The organism is Pseudomonas sp. GL_091 (assembly GCF_057837725.1).
The window spans coordinates 6,491,555-6,509,234 of record NZ_CM174451.1 but is presented as its reverse complement, the minus strand read 5'-3'; the positions used below and the strand labels follow the sequence as shown (position 1 = coordinate 6,509,234).

Below are 17,680 nucleotides of genomic sequence, written 5' to 3'. Positions count from 1 at the left end.
GTTGAGGGCAGGTTTATGGTCAAGGTCGGTATCGTCGGCGGCACGGGTTACACCGGTGTCGAACTGCTGCGTCTGTTGGCGCAACATCCGCAAGCTGAGGTGGTTGTCATCACCTCCCGATCCGAGGCTGGCCTGGCCGTGGCCGACATGTACCCGAACCTGCGAGGCCATTACGACGGCCTGGCGTTCAGCGTTCCGGACATCAAGACCCTGGGTGCCTGCGATGTGGTGTTCTTCGCCACACCGCACGGTGTTGCCCATGCCTTGGCGGGCGAACTGCTGGCGGCCGGGACCAAGGTCATCGACCTGTCGGCCGACTTCCGTCTGCAAGACGCGGATGAGTGGGCCAAGTGGTACGGCCAACCGCACGGTGCACCGGAGTTGCTGGACGAGGCGGTCTACGGCTTGCCGGAAGTCAATCGCGAGCAGATCAAGAAAGCGCGCCTGATTGCCGTGCCGGGCTGCTACCCAACTGCAACGCAATTGGGCTTCCTGCCATTGCTCGAAGCCGGCCTTGCCGATGCTGCGCATCTGATTGCTGACTGCAAGTCCGGCGTCAGCGGTGCTGGTCGTGGTGCTTCCGTAGGCTCGCTGTACTCCGAAACGTCGGAAAGCATGAAGGCTTATGCGGTCAAGGGTCACCGTCACTTGCCGGAGATTCGCCAGGGGCTGCGTCGTGCAGCAGGCAAGGACGTCGGCCTGACCTTCGTTCCGCACCTGACACCGATGATTCGTGGCATTCACTCCACGCTCTACGCAACCGTTGTTGATCGCTCGGTAGACCTGCAGGCGTTGTTTGAAAAGCGTTACGCCAACGAACCGTTCGTCGATGTGATGCCGGCTGGCAGCCATCCGGAGACTCGTAGCGTACGGGGTGCCAACGTCTGCCGTATCGCGGTGCATCGCCCTCAGGATGGTGATCTGGTGGTTGTGCTATCGGTGATCGACAACCTGGTCAAAGGCGCTTCAGGTCAGGCGGTGCAGAACATGAACATTCTGTTCGGGCTGGATGAGCGTCTGGGCCTGTCCCACGCCGGCATGCTGCCGTAAGCGTTATCGCGTACAGCAAAAGGCCCGTCTGACGGGCCTTTTTGCATTCCGGGCCGGCGATTGGATTGGTTGATATACCATAACAATAGTTGACCGCTTTTCTAGGAGAAGCGGATAATGCGCGTCATCACGCAATATGACGGCGTAACGCCGGGAGATAGTCAGCATGAGCGTCGAATCCTTCACCCCCACGGCTTTGCAATTCACCCACGGTGCCGCGCACAAGGTGAAGAGCCTGGTCGATGAAGAGGGGAATGATCGCTTGAAGCTGCGCGTATTCGTTACGGGCGGCGGTTGTTCAGGTTTTCAGTACGGCTTCACCTTCGATGAAGAAGTGGCCGATGACGACACCATCGTCGAGCGCGAAGGTGTGAGTCTGGTTGTCGATCCGATGAGCTTCCAGTACCTGGCAGGTGCCGAGGTGGACTACCAGGAAGGTCTGGAAGGTTCGCGTTTCGTCATCAAGAACCCGAATGCGACCACCACCTGTGGCTGCGGTTCTTCGTTCTCGATCTGATCAGCGCACCTGTTTCACAGAACGCCGCACGGCCTCAGGGTCTTGCGGCGTTTTGCTGTGTGGAGGATTTATGCGGGGTAGATGGCGCCGAGTATGCGCAAGCCACGGGCGCCGGTAACGCTCGGACGGTTGGCTGCGATGCCTTCGAGGCAGCAATGAGCCAGCCACGCGAAGGCCATGGCTTCGACCCAGTCGGGGTCCACGCCGTAAGTGGCGGTGCTGCTGACGCTGGCGTTTGGCAGCAGGCTGGCCAGGCGCGTCATCAAGGCGGTGTTGTGAGCGCCACCGCCGCAAACCAGCAGTTCCCGCGTGTCTGCCTGGGCGCTTTGCAGTGATTCGATGATGGTCAGCGCGGTCAGCTCAAGCAGCGTCGCCTGAACATCTTCGGCGGCGAAGGCTGGCAGTTGTGCCAGATGCCGTGTCAGCCATGGCAGGTTGAACACTTCCCGGCCGGTACTCTTCGGGCCTTTGGTCACAAAGAACGGATCACTGAGCAGTGCATTCAACAGGAGCGGTTCTGCGTTGCCGCTGGCAGCCCATTGGCCGTCACGGTCAAAGTGGTCGCCGCGTTGCTGGTGAATCCAGGCGTCCAGCAGCACATTGCCCGGGCCACAGTCGAAACCGGCGACCGGCTTGCCGGGCTCGATAAGACTGAGGTTGCTGAAGCCGCCAACGTTCAGCACTGCGCGATTACCAGCCCGCTCTTCAAACAGGGCTTCGTGAAAGGCGGGAACCAGCGGTGCGCCTTGTCCGCCGGCAGCGACATCGCGGCTGCGGAAGTCGCTGACCACGGTGATGCCGGTCAGCTCGGTCAGCAGGGCCGGGTTGCCAATCTGCACGGTGAAACCGCGTGCCGGTTCGTGGCGGATGGTCTGGCCATGGCTGCCAATTGCACGAATGTCGTCAGGCTTCAGTTGCTGCTGAGCGAGAAGGGTATGAATCCCTTGGGCTGCCAGTTTCACCCAGTTCTGCTGGGCGATGGCGGAGCGGGCGATTTCGTCCGGGCCGCTGGCGCACAAGCCGAGCAGCTCGGCGCGCAGGGTATCGGGCATCGGGATGTAGTGGGAGGCGATCAGTCTGATCGCCGGGGCTTGCTCGACCAGTGCGATGTCCAGGCCATCAAGGCTGGTTCCGGACATCACACCTATATAGAGCGCCATGGCTTAGCGCTTGCTCGAAGCCAGCAGAGTGGCTTTTTCCTGTTCCATGCGCGCCATCAGTGGCTGGCTTTGGGCGAGGAAGCGTGCGCGTTCGGCCTTGGCAATCGGATCGGCCATTGGCAGTTTCTGGCCCAGCGGGTCGACGTGCACACCATTGACCTGGAACTCGTAGTGCAGGTGCGGCCCGGTGGAGAGGCCGGTGGTGCCGATATAGCCAATCACCTGGCCCTGTTTCACCGTGCCGCCAGTCTTCACGCCTTTGGCGAAGCCTTGCATGTGGCCGTAGAGCGTAGTGTAGGTATTGCCGTGCTGGAGGACCACGGTATTGCCGTAGCCACCACGGCGGCCGGCCAGCAACACCTTGCCATCACCGGCAGCCTTGATCGGCGTGCCGCGCGGTGCTGCGTAGTCGACGCCTTTATGGGCGCGGATCTTGTTCAGGATCGGGTGTTTGCGGCCCATGGAAAACTTCGAGCTGATGCGGGCGAAGTCCACCGGTGTGCGGATGAACGCCTTGCGCATGCTGTTGCCGTCAGCGGTGTAGTAGCTGCTGTTGCCTTGTTTGTTGGTGTAGCGCACGGCGGTGTAGGTCTTGCCGCGGTTGGTGAAGCGCGCCGACAGGATCGGGCCAGTGCCGACGGCCTTGCCGTTGACTACCTTTTGCTCGTAGATCACGTCGAACTCGTCGCCCTGGCGAATATCCTGGGCGAAGTCCACGTCGTAGCCAAACACACTGGCCATGTCCATGGTCAGGCTGTGAGACAGGCCGGCCCGGGCTGCGGACTGCGACAGCGAGCTGTTGATCACGCCATGTACATAGGCGGAGCGCACGGTCGGCTTCGCGGTAATGCGGTTGAAGGTGTAGCCCTTGTCGTTCTTGGTCAGGCTGATGCTTTCGAGGTCGTTGAGCTTGCTGTGCAGGTTGGTCAACTGGCCGTCAGGACTCAGTTCGAATTCGAGTTTTTGCCCATGCTTGAGCTGGCTGAACAGCTTGGCCTGCTTGTCGCTGGCCAGCACGTCATGCACTGAGGTAGCTGGGAGGCCGACCTTCTCGAACAGTGTAGAGAGGGTGTCACCCTTGGTGACGATCACTTCCCTGTGGCTTGCCGGCTTCTTTTCTTCGACGACCGGCAACGGTGCAGGTTCGGCTTGAGCGGTTTCCTGGGTGTCTTCGGCGCTGTTGTCGATCTGCGCGAAGGGGGAGGTTGCTGGTTCATTTGTGGCTTGAACGACGTCAGCAGCGTCTTGATCTTGTGTCAGTTGTTCAGCAGGGCTTTCCAGTTCAAGACTCAGGGTTGTCTTTTTGGCTTCAACATCGCTGGAAGGGAATACCAGGAGCGCCAGACTGAGAAGGGCGGCGATGCCACTTGCGGCAAGCAAGTGGGTCTTCGGGTAAAGCGGCGGCGCTTTAGACGATTCGTTGGTCATAAGTGGTTTTGACTTTGAAAAAGATGAATTGGAAAAGATGAATGACATGATGAAGATGAAATAACTGTATAAAATATAACCAAATCATCTCTGAAGCAAGTCCGCAGGCACTCTGTCTGCGGATTGGCGTCCGTGCGCCGGGCAAACCTTGTATTTGACGCGCGATCTTGTATGGTTGGTTCCCTTTGAATCTGAGCCTTGCAGGTTGGTTATGAAGTCGGTTGAAGAGCAGCTAGCGCTGATCAAACGTGGTGCGGAAGAACTGTTGGTCGAGTCCGAGCTGATTGAAAAGCTCAAGCGTGGCCAGCCGCTACGTATTAAGGCGGGCTTCGATCCAACGGCTCCGGATCTGCACTTGGGTCACACCGTGCTTATTAATAAGCTGCGCCAGTTCCAGGAGCTGGGGCATCAGGTGATCTTCCTTATAGGTGACTTCACCGGGATGATCGGCGATCCGAGCGGCAAGAGTGCTACGCGCCCGCCGCTCACTCGCGAGCAGGTCCTCGAGAATGCCGAGACCTACAAGACTCAGGTCTTCAAGATTCTGGATCCGGCAAGAACCGAAGTGGCATTCAACTCCACCTGGATGGATCAGATGGGGCCGGCCGACTTCATTCGCCTGACTTCGCAGTACACCGTGGCTCGCATGCTCGAGCGCGATGACTTCGACAAGCGCTACACAACCAATCAGCCTATCGCCATTCATGAGTTCCTTTATCCGCTGGTTCAGGGTTACGACTCGGTAGCCCTGCGCGCAGATGTCGAACTCGGCGGTACCGATCAGAAGTTCAACTTGCTGATGGGGCGTGAGCTGCAGCGTGGTTATGGTCAGGAAGCCCAGTGCATTTTGACCATGCCGCTGCTTGAGGGTCTGGATGGCGTGAAGAAGATGTCCAAGTCCTTGGGCAACTACGTCGGCATCCAGGAAGCGCCGGGTGTGATGTACAGCAAGCTGGTCTCCATTCCGGATGCGCTGATGTGGCGTTACTTCGAGTTGCTCAGCTTCCGCTCCATGGATGAGATCAATGCGTTCCGCGCTGATGTAGAGGCGGGTGCCAATCCGCGTGACATCAAGATCCAGCTGGCTGAAGAGATCGTTGCGCGCTTCCATGGTGAAGAGGCTGCTGCCAATGCTCATCGTGCCGCCGGTAACCGTATGAAGGATGGCGAGCTGCCGGATGATCTGCCGGAAATCGAATTGACTGCTGCCGAAGATATGCCGATCGCTGCTGTCCTTAATAAAGCAGGGCTGGTTAAGAACTCGGCGGTGGCTCGAGATCTCCTGGGTTCCGGTGGTGTGCGTATAGATGGTGAGGTTGTCGATCGCACCTTTATATATGCACTGGGCGCGACCCATGTTTGCCAAGCCGGGAAGAAGGCATTTGCGCGTATTACGCTCAAATCCGAATAAAGCTGAAATAAGGGGTTGACGGCGAATTCTAGAAGCCTATAATTCGCCCCACTTCCGGCGCAGTCGAAACGGAAAACTCCTTGGTAAACAAAGAGTTACGCAGTTTTCGGCAGCAGGTTGCTTCAGGTCATCGAAGCCAAAAGGAAGTTGAAAAAGAGGTGTTGACAGCAGCGTGTAACGCTGTAGAATTCGCCTCCCGCTGACGAGAGATCTGAAGCACAAGTGGTTGAAGTTGAAAAGGAAACTTGGAAAACTTCTGAAAAATACCACTTGACAGCAAATGAGGCTGCTGTAGAATTCGCGCCTCGGTTGAGACGAAAGATCTTAACCAACCGCTCTTTAACAACTGAATCAAGCAATTCGTGTGGGTGCTTGTGGAGTCAGACTGCTAGTCAACAGATTATCAGCATCACAAGTTGCTCCGCGAGAAATCAAAGATGTAACCAACGATTGCTGAGCCAAGTTTAGGGTTTTCTCAAAACCCAAAGATGTTTGAACTGAAGAGTTTGATCATGGCTCAGATTGAACGCTGGCGGCAGGCCTAACACATGCAAGTCGAGCGGATGACAGGAGCTTGCTCCTGAATTCAGCGGCGGACGGGTGAGTAATGCCTAGGAATCTGCCTGGTAGTGGGGGACAACGTTTCGAAAGGAACGCTAATACCGCATACGTCCTACGGGAGAAAGCAGGGGACCTTCGGGCCTTGCGCTATCAGATGAGCCTAGGTCGGATTAGCTAGTTGGTGAGGTAATGGCTCACCAAGGCGACGATCCGTAACTGGTCTGAGAGGATGATCAGTCACACTGGAACTGAGACACGGTCCAGACTCCTACGGGAGGCAGCAGTGGGGAATATTGGACAATGGGCGAAAGCCTGATCCAGCCATGCCGCGTGTGTGAAGAAGGTCTTCGGATTGTAAAGCACTTTAAGTTGGGAGGAAGGGCATTAACCTAATACGTTAGTGTTTTGACGTTACCGACAGAATAAGCACCGGCTAACTCTGTGCCAGCAGCCGCGGTAATACAGAGGGTGCAAGCGTTAATCGGAATTACTGGGCGTAAAGCGCGCGTAGGTGGTTCGTTAAGTTGGATGTGAAAGCCCCGGGCTCAACCTGGGAACTGCATTCAAAACTGACGAGCTAGAGTATGGTAGAGGGTGGTGGAATTTCCTGTGTAGCGGTGAAATGCGTAGATATAGGAAGGAACACCAGTGGCGAAGGCGACCACCTGGACTGATACTGACACTGAGGTGCGAAAGCGTGGGGAGCAAACAGGATTAGATACCCTGGTAGTCCACGCCGTAAACGATGTCAACTAGCCGTTGGGAGCCTTGAGCTCTTAGTGGCGCAGCTAACGCATTAAGTTGACCGCCTGGGGAGTACGGCCGCAAGGTTAAAACTCAAATGAATTGACGGGGGCCCGCACAAGCGGTGGAGCATGTGGTTTAATTCGAAGCAACGCGAAGAACCTTACCAGGCCTTGACATCCAATGAACTTTCCAGAGATGGATTGGTGCCTTCGGGAACATTGAGACAGGTGCTGCATGGCTGTCGTCAGCTCGTGTCGTGAGATGTTGGGTTAAGTCCCGTAACGAGCGCAACCCTTGTCCTTAGTTACCAGCACGTCATGGTGGGCACTCTAAGGAGACTGCCGGTGACAAACCGGAGGAAGGTGGGGATGACGTCAAGTCATCATGGCCCTTACGGCCTGGGCTACACACGTGCTACAATGGTCGGTACAGAGGGTTGCCAAGCCGCGAGGTGGAGCTAATCCCACAAAACCGATCGTAGTCCGGATCGCAGTCTGCAACTCGACTGCGTGAAGTCGGAATCGCTAGTAATCGCGAATCAGAATGTCGCGGTGAATACGTTCCCGGGCCTTGTACACACCGCCCGTCACACCATGGGAGTGGGTTGCACCAGAAGTAGCTAGTCTAACCTTCGGGAGGACGGTTACCACGGTGTGATTCATGACTGGGGTGAAGTCGTAACAAGGTAGCCGTAGGGGAACCTGCGGCTGGATCACCTCCTTAATCGACGACTCAGCTGCTCCATAAGTTCCCACACGAATTGCTTGATTCATTGAAGAAGACGATAAGAAGCAGCCTTGGGGTTGTAGCTTAGTTGGTTAGAGCGCACCCCATGCTCTGTGGTTAAGAGCAGGGTGAGGTCGGCCTTAGCAGCTCGAAATTGGGTCTGTAGCTCAGTTGGTTAGAGCGCACCCCTGATAAGGGTGAGGTCGGCAGTTCGAATCTGCCCAGACCCACCAATTTTGTGTGGGAAACGCCTGTAGAAATACGGGGCCATAGCTCAGCTGGGAGAGCGCCTGCCTTGCACGCAGGAGGTCAACGGTTCGATCCCGTTTGGCTCCACCACTACTGCTTCTGATTGTGTAAAGCTTAGAAATGAGCATTCCATCGGTTCGATGGTGAATGTTGATTTCTAGTCTTTGACTAGTTCGTTCTTTAAAAATTTGGGTATGTGATAGAAAGATAGACTGAACGTTACTTTCACTGGTAACGGATCAGGCTAAGGTAAAATTTGTGAGTTGCTCGTTATGAGCAAGAATCGAATTTTCGGCGAATGTCGTCTTCACAGTATAACCAGATTGCTTGGGGTTATATGGTCAAGTGAAGAAGCGCATACGGTGGATGCCTTGGCAGTCAGAGGCGATGAAAGACGTGGTAGCCTGCGAAAAGCTTCGGGGAGTCGGCAAACAGACTTTGATCCGGAGATGTCTGAATGGGGGAACCCAGCCATCATAAGATGGTTATCTTGTACTGAATACATAGGTGCAAGAGGCGAACCAGGGGAACTGAAACATCTAAGTACCCTGAGGAAAAGAAATCAACCGAGATTCCCTTAGTAGTGGCGAGCGAACGGGGACCAGCCCTTAAGTGGCTTTGAGATTAGCGGAACGCTCTGGAAAGTGCGGCCATAGTGGGTGATAGCCCTGTACGCGAAAATCTCTTGGTCATGAAATCGAGTAGGACGGAGCACGAGAAACTTTGTCTGAATATGGGGGGACCATCCTCCAAGGCTAAATACTACTGACTGACCGATAGTGAACTAGTACCGTGAGGGAAAGGCGAAAAGAACCCCGGAGAGGGGAGTGAAATAGATCCTGAAACCGTATGCGTACAAGCAGTGGGAGCCCACTTTGTTGGGTGACTGCGTACCTTTTGTATAATGGGTCAGCGACTTATTTTCAGTGGCGAGCTTAACCGAATAGGGGAGGCGTAGCGAAAGCGAGTCTTAATAGGGCGTCTAGTCGCTGGGAATAGACCCGAAACCGGGCGATCTATCCATGGGCAGGTTGAAGGTTGGGTAACACTAACTGGAGGACCGAACCGACTACCGTTGAAAAGTTAGCGGATGACCTGTGGATCGGAGTGAAAGGCTAATCAAGCTCGGAGATAGCTGGTTCTCCTCGAAAGCTATTTAGGTAGCGCCTCATGTATCACTGTAGGGGGTAGAGCACTGTTTCGGCTAGGGGGTCATCCCGACTTACCAAACCGATGCAAACTCCGAATACCTACAAGTGCCGAGCATGGGAGACACACGGCGGGTGCTAACGTCCGTCGTGAAAAGGGAAACAACCCAGACCGTCAGCTAAGGTCCCAAAGTTATGGTTAAGTGGGAAACGATGTGGGAAGGCTTAGACAGCTAGGAGGTTGGCTTAGAAGCAGCCACCCTTTAAAGAAAGCGTAATAGCTCACTAGTCGAGTCGGCCTGCGCGGAAGATGTAACGGGGCTCAAACCATACACCGAAGCTACGGGTATCACCTTCGGGTGATGCGGTAGAGGAGCGTTCTGTAAGCCTGTGAAGGTGAGTTGAGAAGCTTGCTGGAGGTATCAGAAGTGCGAATGCTGACATGAGTAACGACAATGGGTGTGAAAAACACCCACGCCGAAAGACCAAGGTTTCCTGCGCAACGTTAATCGACGCAGGGTTAGTCGGTCCCTAAGGCGAGGCTGAAAAGCGTAGTCGATGGAAAACAGGTTAATATTCCTGTACTTCTGGTTATTGCGATGGAGGGACGGAGAAGGCTAGGCCAGCTTGGCGTTGGTTGTCCAAGTTTAAGGTGGTAGGCTGGAATCTTAGGTAAATCCGGGATTCCAAGGCCGAGAGCTGATGACGAGTGTTCCTTTGGAACACGAAGTGGTTGATGCCATGCTTCCAAGAAAAGCTTCTAAGCTTCAGGTAACCAGGAACCGTACCCCAAACCGACACAGGTGGTTGGGTAGAGAATACCAAGGCGCTTGAGAGAACTCGGGTGAAGGAACTAGGCAAAATGGCACCGTAACTTCGGGAGAAGGTGCGCCGGTGAGGGTGAAGGACTTGCTCCGTAAGCCCACGCCGGTCGAAGATACCAGGCCGCTGCGACTGTTTATTAAAAACACAGCACTCTGCAAACACGAAAGTGGACGTATAGGGTGTGACGCCTGCCCGGTGCCGGAAGGTTAATTGATGGGGTTAGCTAACGCGAAGCTCTTGATCGAAGCCCCGGTAAACGGCGGCCGTAACTATAACGGTCCTAAGGTAGCGAAATTCCTTGTCGGGTAAGTTCCGACCTGCACGAATGGCGTAACGATGGCGGCGCTGTCTCCACCCGAGACTCAGTGAAATTGAAATCGCTGTGAAGATGCAGTGTATCCGCGGCTAGACGGAAAGACCCCGTGAACCTTTACTATAGCTTTGCACTGGACTTTGAATTTGCTTGTGTAGGATAGGTGGGAGGCTTTGAAGCGTGGACGCCAGTTCGCGTGGAGCCAACCTTGAAATACCACCCTGGCAACTTTGAGGTTCTAACTCAGGTCCGTTATCCGGATCGAGGACAGTGTATGGTGGGTAGTTTGACTGGGGCGGTCTCCTCCTAAAGAGTAACGGAGGAGTACGAAGGTGCGCTCAGACCGGTCGGAAATCGGTCGTAGAGTATAAAGGCAAAAGCGCGCTTGACTGCGAGACAGACACGTCGAGCAGGTACGAAAGTAGGTCTTAGTGATCCGGTGGTTCTGTATGGAAGGGCCATCGCTCAACGGATAAAAGGTACTCCGGGGATAACAGGCTGATACCGCCCAAGAGTTCATATCGACGGCGGTGTTTGGCACCTCGATGTCGGCTCATCACATCCTGGGGCTGAAGCCGGTCCCAAGGGTATGGCTGTTCGCCATTTAAAGTGGTACGCGAGCTGGGTTTAGAACGTCGTGAGACAGTTCGGTCCCTATCTGCCGTGGACGTTTGAGATTTGAGAGGGGCTGCTCCTAGTACGAGAGGACCGGAGTGGACGAACCTCTGGTGTTCCGGTTGTCACGCCAGTGGCATTGCCGGGTAGCTATGTTCGGAAAAGATAACCGCTGAAAGCATCTAAGCGGGAAACTTGCCTCAAGATGAGATCTCACTGGGACCTTGAGTCCCCTGAAGGGCCGTCGAAGACTACGACGTTGATAGGTTGGGTGTGTAAGCGCTGTGAGGCGTTGAGCTAACCAATACTAATTGCCCGTGAGGCTTGACCATATAACACCCAAGCAATTTGCGAACTCGAGAGAGGCCAGATTGCGGTGTGTGAAGACGAAAGAACCGAAAGTTCGAGAAACACACAAATCTATTACATACCCAATTTGCTGAAGCGAGGCCAACCGGCCACGACTCAGTACCCGAATTTCTTGACGACCATAGAGCGTTGGAACCACCTGATCCCATCCCGAACTCAGCAGTGAAACGATGCATCGCCGATGGTAGTGTGGGGTTTCCCCATGTGAGAGTAGGTCATCGTCAAGATTAAATTCCGAAACCCCAATTGCGAAAGCAGTTGGGGTTTTGTTTTTGTCCGCAGGAAAGCCAAGGCTACTGGATTTCTATGCAATCGCTCGATGCGTGGCTATCATGCGGGCCTCATTGTGAGGCGAGACCTGCATGCTGACGTTGTTAAAGCTTCTTAAAGATGGCCGATTCCATTCGGGTCAAGCATTGGGTGCTGCCCTGGGCGTCAGTCGTAGTGCTGTGTGGAAGCAGCTTCAGCATTTGGAAGCTGAACTGGGTTTGTCTATTCATAAGGTTCGTGGGCGCGGCTATCAATTGTCCGCGCCATTAGCGCTGCTCGATCCTGCCGAGATAAGCGCTCAGGCGCACTCTTGCGCCTGGCCCGTCCAGGTTTACGACTCAATCGACTCTACTAATGCCGAAGCACTGCGCGCTATTGAGCGTGGGCAAGCGGCACCGTTTGTGGTGCTTTCGGAGCGGCAGACAGCTGGACGCGGGCGACGTGGTCGCAAATGGGTCAGTCCATTCGCAGAAAACGTCTATTACAGCCTGGTGCTACGCATTGATGGTGGGATGCGTCAGTTGGAGGGTTTGAGTCTCGTCGTTGGGCTCGCTGTCTTGCAGACGTTGCGTGAACTCGGTATTGCAGCCGCTGGATTGAAGTGGCCTAACGATGTCCTTGTGGGTCAGAAAAAGATCGCGGGAATATTACTCGAGTTGGTTGGTGACCCTGCTGATGTGTGTCACGTGGTCCTGGGGGTTGGAATCAATGTGAACATGCAGTCCGCTGACGAGGTGGACCAGCAATGGACATCCCTGCGGCTCGAGTCAGGCAAATTGTTTGATCGCAACCAATTGGTCGCGGTGCTGGGGGAGATGCTGCAGCGATACCTGGCTCGTCACCAGGCGGGTGGTTTTTTGGCCATTCAGTCGGAGTGGGAGCAAAATCACCTGTGGCAGGGGCGAAGTGTGTCGTTGATTGCCGGCGTCAATCAAATTGATGGTGAAGTGCTTGGTATTGATGGCCAGGGCGCCTTGCGCCTGAAGGTGGGTGGTGTGGAGAAAGTCTTCAGTGGTGGTGAGTTGAGCCTGAGGTTGCGTGATGATTCTTGAGCTCGATTGTGGGAATAGTTTCATCAAGTGGCGTGTGCTTGCCGTTAATGCCGGGCAGGTGCTTGGTGAGGGGGTCGTCGATTCCAGTCTCGCATTGCTGGAGGGGTTGGGGGCGCTCAAAGGGCTTGCCCTCACGTTTTGCCGGCTGGTGAGCGTCAGGACTGCGGAGGAAACCGCTGCGCTGACGTCATTACTCAAGGACACTTTTGGTGTGCCGGTTGTGTGCGCAACGCCTGCGCGCGAAATGTCAGGCGTACGCAATGGGTATGAGGAGTTTGAGCGACTGGGTCTGGATCGGTGGCTTGCAATGCTCGGAGGCTTTCATCTGGCTTCAGGTGCGTGCCTGGTGCTCGACTTCGGTACGGCCGTGACTGCTGACTTTATCGCTGCGGATGGGGAGCACCTGGGTGGTTTCATCTGTCCGGGGATGCCGTTGATGCGTAATCAATTGCGCACCCACACTCGCAAAATTCGTTATGGGGATCTGGCGGCCGAGCAGGCTCTGGAAAGTCTTGTTCCAGGTCGCGCGACTGTCGAGGCTGTAGAGCGTGGTTGTCTGTTGATGTTACGCGGTTTTGTGCTGACCCAGCTCGAGTTGGCGCGCAGTTACTGGGGGGAGGACTTTGTCGTGTTCCTCACCGGGGGGGATGCTAGCCTGGTTACTGAGGTCGTGCCTCAGGCCAGGGTTGTTCCGGACTTGGTGTTTGTCGGATTGGCCATGGCCTGTCCCTTGTCCTGAGGTTTTTATGCGTTGGTTGTTTCTGCTGCTGCTTGTCCTCAATGGCTTCTACTACATCTGGCATCAACAAGAGGCTCCTCTGCGCGCGAAAGATGTCACGCCTTTGAGTCTGTATCGCGGATCTCAACAAGATATCCGCTTGTTGAGCGAAGCAAGTGACGTCTCCAAAGACAAGGGTAAGGCTGTCTCGACAGACAATGGCTGCCTTTATCTGGGCGGCTATACGCGCCAGGATGCCGCGCAGGCGGTTGAGCGTCGTTTGAGCGGGATGGAGGTCAAGTATCAGTCCCTGCCGAAAGCTGCGACAGAAGGGGCAGGGTATTGGGTGCGTATCGCACCGGAAAGCCGGCGTTGGCTGGACGATTTGCAGCTGCAAAACCTTTCTAAAGAATTCAATGAGTTAAAACATAAAATAATGCCGTGCGAGGGGGTTGCACCCATCGAATAGTTTGCATAGAATGGCGCCCGCTCCACAGCGAACACCGGAAACGGTTAACGGTGTGAAGCGAGGTCAATGCAGCTAAGCTCAGGTTTTTAATGAGAAAAATGCTTGACAGAAGGCTGGCATGATGTAGAATGCCGGCTCGCTTAGGAGGGGTTCCCGAGCGGCCAAAGGGATCAGACTGTAAATCTGACGTCTACGACTTCGAAGGTTCGAATCCTTCCCCCTCCACCATTTTTAGCGAGAGCTGTAAGCCTCGCGGGTATAGTTTAGTGGTAGAACCTCAGCCTTCCAAGCTGATGATGCGGGTTCGATTCCCGCTACCCGCTCCAAGTTTACAGGTTTTGCACAGTGTTACGCTCTTGTAGCTCAGTTGGTAGAGCACACCCTTGGTAAGGGTGAGGTCAGCGGTTCAAATCCGCTCAAGAGCTCCATATAACAAGGCAGATATGAAAATATCTGCCTTTGTTTTAGGTGGTAGTGGTTGCGCCTGATTGTGTTTCTGAAGGTTGCCGGTGTCGTGGATATCGGTGTTGCAGCCAGGGTTGCCTAGTAAGTGTTGTAAAGTCTTTTTCGGGTCGGCATAATGGTCGGCCTGATTTTGTTTTAGGTCAGTAGCTCAATTGGCAGAGCGACGGTCTCCAAAACCGTAGGTTGGGGGTTCGATTCCCTCCTGACCTGCCAGATTCACTTGGTGTGTCTGGCTTTCTTTTCACAGGATCTTCATAGATGACTCCTAAAGCTGAAGCTCAAGGCTCTCGTTTCGACCTCCTCAAGTGGCTTGTAGTAGTCGCTCTGGTGGTTGTTGGCGTTGTTGGCAATCAGTACTTTTCTGCTTCGCCGATCCTGTACCGCGTACTCGCATTGCTTGCTATTGCTGCCGTAGCTGCCTTTGTAGGCCTGCAGACGGTCAAGGGCAAGTCTTTCTTTGTACTGGTTAAGGAAGCGCGCACCGAGATTCGTAAAGTCGTTTGGCCAACTCGCCAAGAAACCACACAGACCACGTTGATCGTTGTGGCTGTTGTCCTGGTTATGGCGTTGCTGTTGTGGGGGCTTGATTCCCTGCTCGGCTGGCTTGTTTCCTTGATTGTCGGCTAAGGGTGTCCCGTGGCTAAGCGTTGGTATGTTGTGCATGCTTACTCCGGTTACGAGAAGCATGTAATGCGCTCGCTGATCGAGCGCGTAAAGCTGGCCGGTATGGAAGATGGCTTCGGCGAGATTCTGGTTCCCACTGAAGAAGTGGTTGAGATGCGCAATGGCCAGAAGCGCAAAAGCGAACGCAAATTCTTCCCTGGCTATGTGCTGGTGCAGATGGATATGAACGAGGGTACTTGGCACTTGGTCAAGGATACTCCTCGGGTGATGGGTTTCATTGGCGGTACTGCCGATAAGCCTGCGCCAATTACCGATAAAGAAGCAGAAGCCATTCTGCGTCGCGTTGCCGATGGCAGCGACAAGCCGAAGCCGAAGACGTTGTTCGAGCCGGGTGAGTCGGTGCGTGTCAACGACGGTCCGTTTGCGGACTTTACCGGTGTTGTTGAAGAAGTTAACTACGAAAAGAGCCGGATCCAGGTCGCGGTGCTCATTTTCGGTCGCTCTACTCCGGTGGAGCTCGAGTTCAGCCAGGTCGAAAAGGTCTAGTTGAACAAAAATCCCAACCCCGCAGCCGTAGGCTGTGGGGTTTTGTCGTCACTGGGATAAACGCGCAAGTAACCGGGGAGCCTTTCGAGGCGTTTGAACCCGTAATTGGAGTGCCTCATGGCCAAGAAGATTACCGCTTACATCAAGCTGCAAGTGAAAGCCGCTCAGGCTAACCCGAGCCCACCTGTTGGTCCTGCTCTGGGTCAGCACGGCGTGAACATCATGGAATTCTGCAAGGCTTTCAACGCCCGTACTCAGGGTCTTGAGCCAGGTCTGCCGACTCCAGTGATCATCACTGTCTACAGCGACCGTAGCTTCACTTTCGAAACCAAATCCACCCCTGCTTCGGTTCTGCTGAAGAAGGCGGCCGGTCTGACCAGCGGTTCCGCTCGTCCGAACACCGTTAAGGTTGGCACCGTGACTCGTGCTCAGCTGGAAGAAATCGCGAAAACCAAAAACGCGGATCTGACTGCAGCTGATATGGAAGCAGCCGTGCGTACTATCGCCGGTTCTGCTCGTAGCATGGGCCTTAACGTGGAGGGTGTGTAATGGCTAAGCTGACCAAGCGTCAAAAGGCTATCGCCGGCAAAATCGAAGCAGGCAAGGCCTACAACTTTGTAGACGCCGCTGCTCTGCTGGCCGAGCTGTCGACTGTCAAGTTCAGCGAGTCGTTCGACGTAGCTGTAAACCTGGGTGTTGACCCGCGTAAATCCGACCAGGTCGTTCGTAGCGCTACTGTGCTGCCACACGGCACTGGCAAGACCGTTCGCGTTGCTGTGTTCACCCAGGGTCCAGCTGCTGAAGCCGCTCTGGCTGCCGGCGCTGACCGCGTAGGCATGGACGACCTGGCTGCCGAAATGAAAGGCGGCGACCTGAACTATGACGTAGTGATCGCATCCCCGGATGCAATGCGCGTTGTAGGTCAGTTGGGTCAGATCCTCGGTCCACGTGGCCTGATGCCTAACCCTAAAGTCGGCACCGTAACCCCAGACGTAGCTACCGCGGTTAAAAACGCCAAGGCTGGTCAGGTTCGTTATCGCACCGACAAAAACGGCATCATCCACACTTCCGTTGGCAAGATCGGCTTCGACGCCGTCAAGCTGAAGGAAAACGTTGAAGCCCTGATCGCTGATCTGAAGCGTATCAAGCCAGCTTCCTCGAAAGGCATTTACGTCAAGCGCGTTACCCTGAGCACCACTATGGGCCCAGGTCTGGTCATCGACCAAAGCTCGCTCGACGCGTAAGACAAAGATTGGCGCAAGCGATTGCGCCAATTGAAAAAATTGGGGTCCCTGCCTGGCGGGGGCTATCCAAGACCGTAGGCGACGCAAGTCTTAAACCTCAAGCCTACGCAGATGGTGCTCCCGGTTCCTTACCGAATCAGACACCAAAACGACATCCGGTTTCGACCAGATGAAACGGTAACAAGCAGGAGTTAAACCCGTGGCAATTAAACTCGAAGACAAGAAGGCCATCGTCGCTGAAGTCAACGAGGCTGCCAAAGTCGCTCTGTCCGCTGTCGTGGCTGATGCCCGTGGCGTAACAGTAGGCGCGATGACCGGACTCCGTAAAGAGGCTCGTGAAGCTGGCGTTTACGTACGTGTTGTACGTAACACCCTGCTCAAGCGCGCTGTTGCTGACACTGAATTCAGTGTCCTCAACGACGTGTTCACTGGCCCTACCCTGATTGCGTTCTCCAAAGAACATCCAGGCGCTGCTGCCCGGATCTTCAAGGAATTCGCAAAGGGTCAGGACAAGTTCGAGATCAAGGCAGCTGCGTTCGAGGGCAAGTTCCTCGCAGCTAACCAAATCGACGTACTGGCAACTCTGCCGACCCGTGACGAAGCAATTTCTCAGCTGATGAGCGTGATTCAAGGCGCTACCAGCAAATTGGCTCGTACCCTGGCGGCAATTCGCGACCAGAAAGAAGCTGCTGCAGCCTAAGGCTCGTCAACTTCTCGCGTTTTTTGTTTTTTTCGATGGTCGCGTAGGCCGTCCCCAATATCAGGAATTAGATTCATGTCTATCTCTCAGAACGATATCCTTGAAGCAGTTGGCAACATGTCCGTAATGGAAGTTGTTGAGCTGATCAAAGCTTTCGAAGAAAAATTCGGTGTTACCGCTGCTGCTGCTTCGGCTGGTCCAGCTGCTGCTGCCGCTGTTGTTGAAGAGCAAACTGAATTCAACGTCATGCTGCTGGAAGCTGGCGAGAAGAAAGTTAACGTGATCAAGGCAGTACGTGAACTGACCGGTCTGGGCCTGAAAGAAGCCAAGGCTGTAGTTGACGGCGCTCCTGCCATGGTTCTGGAAGCAGTGACCAAAGATGCAGGCGACAAAGCCAAAGCAACTCTGGAAGAAGCAGGCGCTAAAGTCGAGCTGAAGTAAGCATCGACTTTGCGTCTCCAGCCCGAGCGTTA

At 54.9% G+C, this 17,680-nt stretch carries 14 protein-coding genes, 6 tRNA genes and 3 rRNA genes; 21 read left to right on the top strand and 2 right to left on the bottom strand.

All coding sequences use genetic code 11. The features are described from left to right. Positions 1–15: 15 nt before the first annotated feature. Together argC and erpA are read left to right on the top strand one after the other, a co-directional pair. The gene (gene argC, locus AC3ITY_RS29730; protein ID WP_007980174.1) at positions 16–1,050 is read left to right on the top strand and encodes an N-acetyl-gamma-glutamyl-phosphate reductase; all 1,035 of its coding nucleotides are present in this window, start codon (positions 16–18) and stop codon (positions 1,048–1,050) included. A gap of 166 nt (positions 1,051–1,216) precedes the next feature. Continuing rightward, positions 1,217–1,567 (top strand): iron-sulfur cluster insertion protein ErpA, encoded by a 351-nt coding sequence (gene erpA / locus AC3ITY_RS29725; RefSeq protein ID WP_007906865.1) that lies wholly within the window; start codon positions 1,217–1,219, stop codon positions 1,565–1,567. Positions 1,568–1,635: 68 nt separating this feature from the next. On the opposite strand, the gene AC3ITY_RS29720 is transcribed toward erpA, so the two are convergent. Both AC3ITY_RS29720 and AC3ITY_RS29715 read right to left on the bottom strand, forming a co-directional pair. Continuing rightward, a complete protein-coding gene (locus tag AC3ITY_RS29720) occupies positions 1,636–2,727 on the bottom strand; it encodes an anhydro-N-acetylmuramic acid kinase (protein WP_489306442.1) in 1,092 nt (363 codons plus the stop codon). A 3-nt stretch (positions 2,728–2,730) separates the two neighbouring features. Then, complete coding sequence (locus tag AC3ITY_RS29715; RefSeq protein ID WP_489306441.1) at positions 2,731–4,155, bottom strand: peptidoglycan DD-metalloendopeptidase family protein; 1,425 nt, start codon at positions 4,153–4,155, stop codon at positions 2,731–2,733. Positions 4,156–4,366: 211 nt separating this feature from the next. Between AC3ITY_RS29715 and tyrS the strand changes: the two genes are divergently transcribed. The 19 genes from tyrS to rplL all read left to right on the top strand — a co-directional run bounded on the left by tyrS (position 4,367) and on the right by rplL (position 17,648). After that, a complete protein-coding gene (tyrS, locus tag AC3ITY_RS29710; protein WP_489306440.1) occupies positions 4,367–5,566 on the top strand; it encodes a tyrosine--tRNA ligase in 1,200 nt (399 codons plus the stop codon). 494 nt (positions 5,567–6,060) lie between these two features. Continuing rightward, positions 6,061–7,597, top strand: a 16S ribosomal RNA gene (locus AC3ITY_RS29705). Positions 7,598–7,756: 159 nt separating this feature from the next. Next, positions 7,757–7,833, top strand: a tRNA-Ile gene (locus AC3ITY_RS29700). Between the two features lie 30 nt (positions 7,834–7,863). Continuing rightward, a tRNA-Ala gene (locus AC3ITY_RS29695) sits at positions 7,864–7,939 on the top strand. A gap of 249 nt (positions 7,940–8,188) precedes the next feature. Continuing rightward, positions 8,189–11,082, top strand: a 23S ribosomal RNA gene (locus AC3ITY_RS29690). A 148-nt stretch (positions 11,083–11,230) separates the two neighbouring features. After that, positions 11,231–11,346 (top strand): 5S ribosomal RNA (gene rrf / locus AC3ITY_RS29685). Together the 16S, 23S and 5S rRNA genes with 2 tRNA genes alongside form the textbook arrangement of a ribosomal RNA operon. 135 nt (positions 11,347–11,481) lie before the next feature. Next, a complete protein-coding gene (gene birA, locus AC3ITY_RS29680) occupies positions 11,482–12,441 on the top strand; it encodes a bifunctional biotin--[acetyl-CoA-carboxylase] ligase/biotin operon repressor BirA (protein WP_489306439.1) in 960 nt (319 codons plus the stop codon). Then, a complete protein-coding gene (locus tag AC3ITY_RS29675) occupies positions 12,431–13,180 on the top strand; it encodes a pantothenate kinase (RefSeq protein ID WP_489306437.1) in 750 nt (249 codons plus the stop codon). The genes birA and AC3ITY_RS29675 overlap by 11 nt, the downstream gene beginning before the upstream one ends. 7 nt (positions 13,181–13,187) lie before the next feature. Continuing rightward, complete coding sequence (locus tag AC3ITY_RS29670; protein ID WP_489306435.1) at positions 13,188–13,628, top strand: hypothetical protein; 441 nt, start codon at positions 13,188–13,190, stop codon at positions 13,626–13,628. Positions 13,629–13,771: 143 nt separating this feature from the next. Further along, positions 13,772–13,856 (top strand) — tRNA-Tyr (locus tag AC3ITY_RS29665). A gap of 24 nt (positions 13,857–13,880) precedes the next feature. Further along, a tRNA-Gly gene (locus tag AC3ITY_RS29660) sits at positions 13,881–13,954 on the top strand. Positions 13,955–13,980: 26 nt separating this feature from the next. Continuing rightward, a tRNA-Thr gene (locus AC3ITY_RS29655) sits at positions 13,981–14,056 on the top strand. A 174-nt stretch (positions 14,057–14,230) separates the two neighbouring features. Beyond that, positions 14,231–14,306: transfer RNA gene (locus AC3ITY_RS29650), tRNA-Trp, on the top strand. A gap of 45 nt (positions 14,307–14,351) precedes the next feature. After that, entirely contained in the window at positions 14,352–14,720 is a 369-nt protein-coding gene (secE, locus tag AC3ITY_RS29645) for a preprotein translocase subunit SecE (protein ID WP_007984402.1), read from the top strand. Positions 14,721–14,729: 9 nt separating this feature from the next. Then, positions 14,730–15,263 carry a transcription termination/antitermination protein NusG gene (gene nusG, locus AC3ITY_RS29640; RefSeq protein ID WP_007984405.1) on the top strand — a complete coding sequence of 178 codons (534 nt, stop codon included), beginning with the start codon at positions 14,730–14,732 and terminating at the stop codon, positions 15,261–15,263. Between the two features lie 117 nt (positions 15,264–15,380). Continuing rightward, entirely contained in the window at positions 15,381–15,812 is a 432-nt protein-coding gene (gene rplK, locus AC3ITY_RS29635; RefSeq protein WP_007933726.1) for a 50S ribosomal protein L11, read from the top strand. Then, positions 15,812–16,507, top strand: coding sequence for a 50S ribosomal protein L1 (gene rplA, locus AC3ITY_RS29630; RefSeq protein ID WP_003186095.1), 696 nt, complete (start codon positions 15,812–15,814; stop codon positions 16,505–16,507). Before rplK ends, rplA begins: the two co-directional genes overlap by 1 nt. A 199-nt stretch (positions 16,508–16,706) precedes the next feature. After that, a complete protein-coding gene (rplJ, locus tag AC3ITY_RS29625) occupies positions 16,707–17,207 on the top strand; it encodes a 50S ribosomal protein L10 (RefSeq protein WP_007970413.1) in 501 nt (166 codons plus the stop codon). A gap of 75 nt (positions 17,208–17,282) precedes the next feature. Then, a complete protein-coding gene (rplL, locus tag AC3ITY_RS29620; RefSeq protein WP_108218340.1) occupies positions 17,283–17,648 on the top strand; it encodes a 50S ribosomal protein L7/L12 in 366 nt (121 codons plus the stop codon). Positions 17,649–17,680: the final 32 nt, after the last annotated feature.

What these genes read in the sequence shown, in the direction of transcription:
- AC3ITY_RS29670 (WP_489306435.1), top strand. Translation starts at nt 13,188, where the DNA reads ATGCGTTGGTTGTTTCTGCTGCTGCTTGTCCTCAATGGCTTCTACTAC.
- secE (WP_007984402.1), top strand. Translation starts at nt 14,352, where the DNA reads ATGACTCCTAAAGCTGAAGCTCAAGGCTCTCGTTTCGACCTCCTCAAG.
- AC3ITY_RS29675 (WP_489306437.1), top strand. Translation starts at nt 12,431, where the DNA reads ATGATTCTTGAGCTCGATTGTGGGAATAGTTTCATCAAGTGGCGTGTG.
- birA (WP_489306439.1), top strand. Translation starts at nt 11,482, where the DNA reads ATGCTGACGTTGTTAAAGCTTCTTAAAGATGGCCGATTCCATTCGGGT.
- rplK (WP_007933726.1), top strand. Translation starts at nt 15,381, where the DNA reads ATGGCCAAGAAGATTACCGCTTACATCAAGCTGCAAGTGAAAGCCGCT.
- tyrS (WP_489306440.1), top strand. Translation starts at nt 4,367, where the DNA reads ATGAAGTCGGTTGAAGAGCAGCTAGCGCTGATCAAACGTGGTGCGGAA.
- AC3ITY_RS29720 (WP_489306442.1), bottom strand. Translation starts at nt 2,727, where the DNA reads ATGGCGCTCTATATAGGTGTGATGTCCGGAACCAGCCTTGATGGCCTG.
- rplA (WP_003186095.1), top strand. Translation starts at nt 15,812, where the DNA reads ATGGCTAAGCTGACCAAGCGTCAAAAGGCTATCGCCGGCAAAATCGAA.
- rplL (WP_108218340.1), top strand. Translation starts at nt 17,283, where the DNA reads ATGTCTATCTCTCAGAACGATATCCTTGAAGCAGTTGGCAACATGTCC.
- erpA (WP_007906865.1), top strand. Translation starts at nt 1,217, where the DNA reads ATGAGCGTCGAATCCTTCACCCCCACGGCTTTGCAATTCACCCACGGT.
- argC (WP_007980174.1), top strand. Translation starts at nt 16, where the DNA reads ATGGTCAAGGTCGGTATCGTCGGCGGCACGGGTTACACCGGTGTCGAA.
- AC3ITY_RS29715 (WP_489306441.1), bottom strand. Translation starts at nt 4,155, where the DNA reads ATGACCAACGAATCGTCTAAAGCGCCGCCGCTTTACCCGAAGACCCAC.